This is a genomic window from Marinobacter azerbaijanicus (assembly GCF_030250645.1).
Taxonomy (GTDB): Bacteria; Pseudomonadota; Gammaproteobacteria; order Pseudomonadales; family Oleiphilaceae; genus Marinobacter; species Marinobacter azerbaijanicus.
Window position 1 is genome coordinate 1 of sequence record NZ_JASSVS010000042.1, and the last position, 3,577, is coordinate 3,577.

6 protein-coding genes and 1 pseudogene are annotated in these 3,577 nt (G+C 57.1%); 2 read left to right on the forward strand and 5 right to left on the reverse strand.

Annotated features, from left to right (window positions below):
* Positions 1-168: 168 nt before the first annotated feature.
* From QPM17_RS23265 to QPM17_RS23285, 5 genes are all read right to left on the reverse strand, one after another.
* On the reverse strand, positions 169-612 hold the full coding sequence (locus QPM17_RS23265) for a DUF411 domain-containing protein (RefSeq protein WP_285394133.1): 444 nt from the start codon (positions 610-612) through the stop codon (positions 169-171).
* Positions 609-767 (reverse strand): hypothetical protein, encoded by a 159-nt coding sequence (locus QPM17_RS23270; protein WP_285394134.1) that lies wholly within the window; start codon positions 765-767, stop codon positions 609-611. Before QPM17_RS23270 ends, QPM17_RS23265 begins: the two co-directional genes overlap by 4 nt.
* A 60-nt stretch (positions 768-827) precedes the next feature.
* Positions 828-1,148: a hypothetical protein gene (locus tag QPM17_RS23275; protein WP_285394135.1), complete on the reverse strand. Its 321-nt coding sequence runs from the start codon at positions 1,146-1,148 to the stop codon at positions 828-830.
* Positions 1,149-1,279: 131 nt separating this feature from the next.
* Positions 1,280-1,864, reverse strand: a complete 585-nt coding sequence (locus QPM17_RS23280; RefSeq protein WP_285394136.1) for a DUF305 domain-containing protein — start codon at positions 1,862-1,864, stop codon at positions 1,280-1,282.
* 357 nt (positions 1,865-2,221) lie between these two features.
* Positions 2,222-2,551, reverse strand: coding sequence for a four-helix bundle copper-binding protein (locus QPM17_RS23285; RefSeq protein WP_285394137.1), 330 nt, complete (start codon positions 2,549-2,551; stop codon positions 2,222-2,224).
* A gap of 332 nt (positions 2,552-2,883) precedes the next feature.
* On the opposite strand from QPM17_RS23285, the pseudogene QPM17_RS23905 reads away from it, so the two are divergent.
* Both QPM17_RS23905 and QPM17_RS23910 read left to right on the forward strand, forming a co-directional pair.
* Positions 2,884-3,147: pseudogene (locus QPM17_RS23905) on the forward strand (copper resistance protein B); the annotation flags it as partial.
* A complete protein-coding gene (locus QPM17_RS23910) occupies positions 3,143-3,346 on the forward strand; it encodes a copper resistance protein B (protein WP_422732798.1) in 204 nt (67 codons plus the stop codon). The pseudogene QPM17_RS23905 and the gene QPM17_RS23910, both read left to right, overlap by 5 nt.
* The last annotated feature ends 231 nt before the right edge of the window (positions 3,347-3,577 follow it).

Sequence of the window (3,577 nt, forward strand, 5' to 3'; positions counted from 1 at the left end):
AAATGGTTGCTCTGCCTGGGGATGCTGCTGGGGCGGCTCGAGATTCTCACGGTATTGGTGCTGCTGACGCCGATGTTCTGGCGCAAATGAGCGGACTGCCTATGGCCGCCTTCGCAGATCGGAGCATCGCCGGAGCGGCCTCGGCCGCCCCGGCGATAACCCAGACCCTTACAGTGTCATGAACGGCATCGATTCCTGATCGGTGAACTGGTAGACATTCCAATCCTCCCGCTTGGGTCCGGGCATACCCGGGGTGCCGATAGGCATGCCGGCCAGCCCGATGCCATCGACCTTAGGCCGTTGCTCGAACAATCTTTCCACCGCTTCGAAGGGCACATGGCCCTCGAGGATATAGCCACCCATCTGAACGGTGTGGCAGGACCCCAGCCCGTAGGGCAGGCCGGCCTCTTGCTTGATCTTGCCCATGTCCTGATCGTCGACGATGGTGACCGAGACCCCACGCTCCTCGAGCTGGCGGGCGTACTCGTCACAGCATCCACACTGCGGGTTCTTGTACAGGGTGGCTTCCTCGGGCAGGGCGGCGTGAACGGTTGAGGCGGCACCCAGCAGCAGGCTGGCGGAAAGTAACAGGGATGTGGTGCGATGGTTCATGAGTCGGCTCCGTGGCCAGGCGTGGAAGACGAAGAAATGAATAGATATTTGAGCAGGGCGGCGATCCCTAATCCCAACAGGGACAGGACGGCCAGCGGCATCAGCCAGCCAAGCCAGCTCATGTTGCCCATCAGGGCAAGGCAGTTAGTCATCATGACGGTATCTCCTGACGAATAAATGTGTCGTCGAGCCGCATGGGCTCGTCGTGCATTCGCTCAGGCCTTGGGAGGGCGCCGCGGAGGCGGCATCCTGTGGTCCGTCATGGCCAGTGCCGGGGCCACGGTCGGGAAGAGGGGCTCGACGGCGCTCAGGCTGCCGAGATGGGGCACCATGCTACAGGCCGAGCAGCGCGAATCGTCCGAGGCATCGTCATCGAACTGCTGCATGGACGAGGCAACACCGCAATCGGCCTGGTGGGTATCCATCGCCGCGTGAGTCGACAGGCTGTTCAGCGCCAACAGCAAGGCGATCAGCAGCACCAGGAAACGAATGCCCTGGTGGTGTCTGCTCGGAGTCGACCTGGCGACAGCTCTCATGGAATGCCCTCGCAATGTTGCCCTTTCATTGAAACCTATTCTGTTCGCCCCTTTCAATGACCCAGCGCAAGGAGCAGAGTTCCTTATTTCCTGTATTACCGTCATTGCTTTGGCCTGAGTAAAGAGGGAGGTTAGTCGGTCCCGCACTGGCGGTCTGCGCTAACCTCGAAGCTGGGGACAGGTCTTGCTTCAGCTTCCTCTGCGGTGGATGCAGGGCCGTTTTGTTTGATGTCCTCGATCAGCCAATCCATTTCCAATATCTCACGCCGCTGCGCTTCGCTAATCTCAACCGCTAGCTTGCATACTCGTAGATCCGACATTTCTGCACGCTCGGATCGCAGGATAGCCATGGAGTGGTGAGGGATCATCGCGCTCATAAACGAGTTGTCCTCCACGGTTACCTGGCTCCGGTCCAGGAAGACGGCTCCTGCGAGTAGCAATAGACTGATTGCGACAATTAAAAGATTGATTTTGACATTTTGGTACATGTTGAGCATCCAGCCCAGCATGACTAACCCCATGGTTCCCCCCATTGACAAAGCCATGAAGAGACGACTCTCGCTCCACCGCACATGACTCCACTCCCAAGCACTCACGAACATCATGGCATACATGACTACCATCGCCGTTAGAATCATCGCCCCAAAGCGCAAATACATGGAACAAATATGAGAGCCATCTGGCTGCTTATCTCCTTGCTTCATTTCGTTACTCATTTTTTCCTCTAATATTTAAGTTCGTCCAGCCTGTAGCTTCAAAAGAGCGCAGGTACTCCTAAACTTTTCCACATAAGAATAGGCGAAAAGTGCCGATGGCATTTTATCCTGAGGAATGCGCTGTTGATTGGTCATGTCGGGCAACTGGCACAGACGCCCTGGGGTGGAGCTACTGGACTGACAGACGTTGGGTTTGCCGCCAGCCCCACTCGGCCTGAGTCTATCAGACGCCGATGAAGGTCGAACTTGCAGCGGCGGCTTGGAAAAAGCCCACGCAGGCTTGGGCACAATACGGTGTAGTGGTTTGGAAAAGGCGCTTCGGCTGGCTCCAGAGGCCACGCCGAAGCGCTACCGCTTTTAGCTAGCCATCGCGGCGCACTCGTCAGCGCAGCGATGACAAGCCTTGGCGCACTCCTGGCAGTGGTCCGCTTCATGCTTGGCACATTCATCACCGCATTTACGGCAAATATCGGCACAGAGACGGCAAATTCCTTTGGCATGCTCACTATTCTGTGCCATGAAGGAAGCCGCTAGGCGGCAGATCTGCGCGCACTGAATGTCGAGGCGGATGCACTCCGCCATCATCTTGACGTCATCTTCCTTGAGGCACTCTGTAGCGCACTTATCGCAGTAAGCGGCACAGACGTGGCAGGCTTCGATACATGATTTGAAATTACCAAAGTCCATCTCGGCACTCCTTGATTGCGGTTCATTGGGGTAATGCTGAGGATCGATTTCTAGCTCGATGCTAGGGAAGCTAGTACCCCATTAAAAGTCCGTCAATATGATCTTGTTGAGATGTTGGATCGCACCATCCGGATCGAAGCCAGCGAGATGATGTTCGATCCCCAGGCATTGGCCATCCAGCCGGCGAAACGGTAAAATTCGAGATTCACAACAGCGGGGCCCTGGAGCACGAGTTCGTGATCGGCGCTAGTGAGGCACAGAAGGAGCATCGTTGGATGATACAGGAGATGGATGGCCACGATCATGCGCATGGCGAGCACGGTGGACACGACATGGCCGAGGGTGAGCATGGCGGCCGACTGATTTCCGACTTCTGGGAGCTTCACGGCGGCATCGGTTATCTGGGAGGTGTCGGCAATGACGATCATCCCGAGCGTACCCACGCGGTTATCGGCTTGCAGGGGCTGGCACCCTTTTACATCGAAACCGACCTGGCCCTGCGAATCACGGAAGAGGGCGCTGAGCACGACGTTCGCTTGACTCAGAATCTCTATCTGCAGCCGAGAGCGGAACTGATCGCCGCAGACAGTGATGTGGCAGAGTTTCACATGGGTGAAGGGGGTGAATTCTGTGAATGTCGGTTTGCGGCTTCGCTACGAGATCACGCGCAAGTTTGCGCCCTATGTTGGCGCCTATTGGGAGAAGCGCTACGGCAACACCGCCGATATGGCGCGTAGCCACGGCGAACCCACCGAGGATACCGGTCTGGTGGCAGGTATCCAAGTCTCTTTCTGAGCGTCGCTGTCTGTCGAAACAATGCCGTAGGAGCGATCGCCATTGCATGATCAGTTAGCCTGTGTCGTGCGGAGGCGATCAGCGAGAGGGGCTGCTTGCCGGGGTACGACTTGAGTGCCTTGAAGTGTCATGGAACACTGTTCGTTTGAGGCGGGTCGGAGAGCCACAACATGACGCACGAACGGTGCGAGGCGCATGGGGACGGAAAGGTCAAGCGTCGCAAGTGGGGCG

Excerpts from the sequence above, each read along its gene's own strand:
- QPM17_RS23910 (WP_422732798.1), top strand. The coding sequence starts at position 3,143 with ATGTGGCAGAGTTTCACATGGGTGAAGGGGGTGAATTCTGTGAATGTC.
- QPM17_RS23270 (WP_285394134.1), bottom strand. The coding sequence starts at position 767 with ATGATGACTAACTGCCTTGCCCTGATGGGCAACATGAGCTGGCTTGGC.
- QPM17_RS23280 (WP_285394136.1), bottom strand. The coding sequence starts at position 1,864 with ATGAGTAACGAAATGAAGCAAGGAGATAAGCAGCCAGATGGCTCTCAT.
- QPM17_RS23285 (WP_285394137.1), bottom strand. The coding sequence starts at position 2,551 with ATGGACTTTGGTAATTTCAAATCATGTATCGAAGCCTGCCACGTCTGT.
- QPM17_RS23275 (WP_285394135.1), bottom strand. The coding sequence starts at position 1,148 with ATGAGAGCTGTCGCCAGGTCGACTCCGAGCAGACACCACCAGGGCATT.
- QPM17_RS23265 (WP_285394133.1), bottom strand. The coding sequence starts at position 612 with ATGAACCATCGCACCACATCCCTGTTACTTTCCGCCAGCCTGCTGCTG.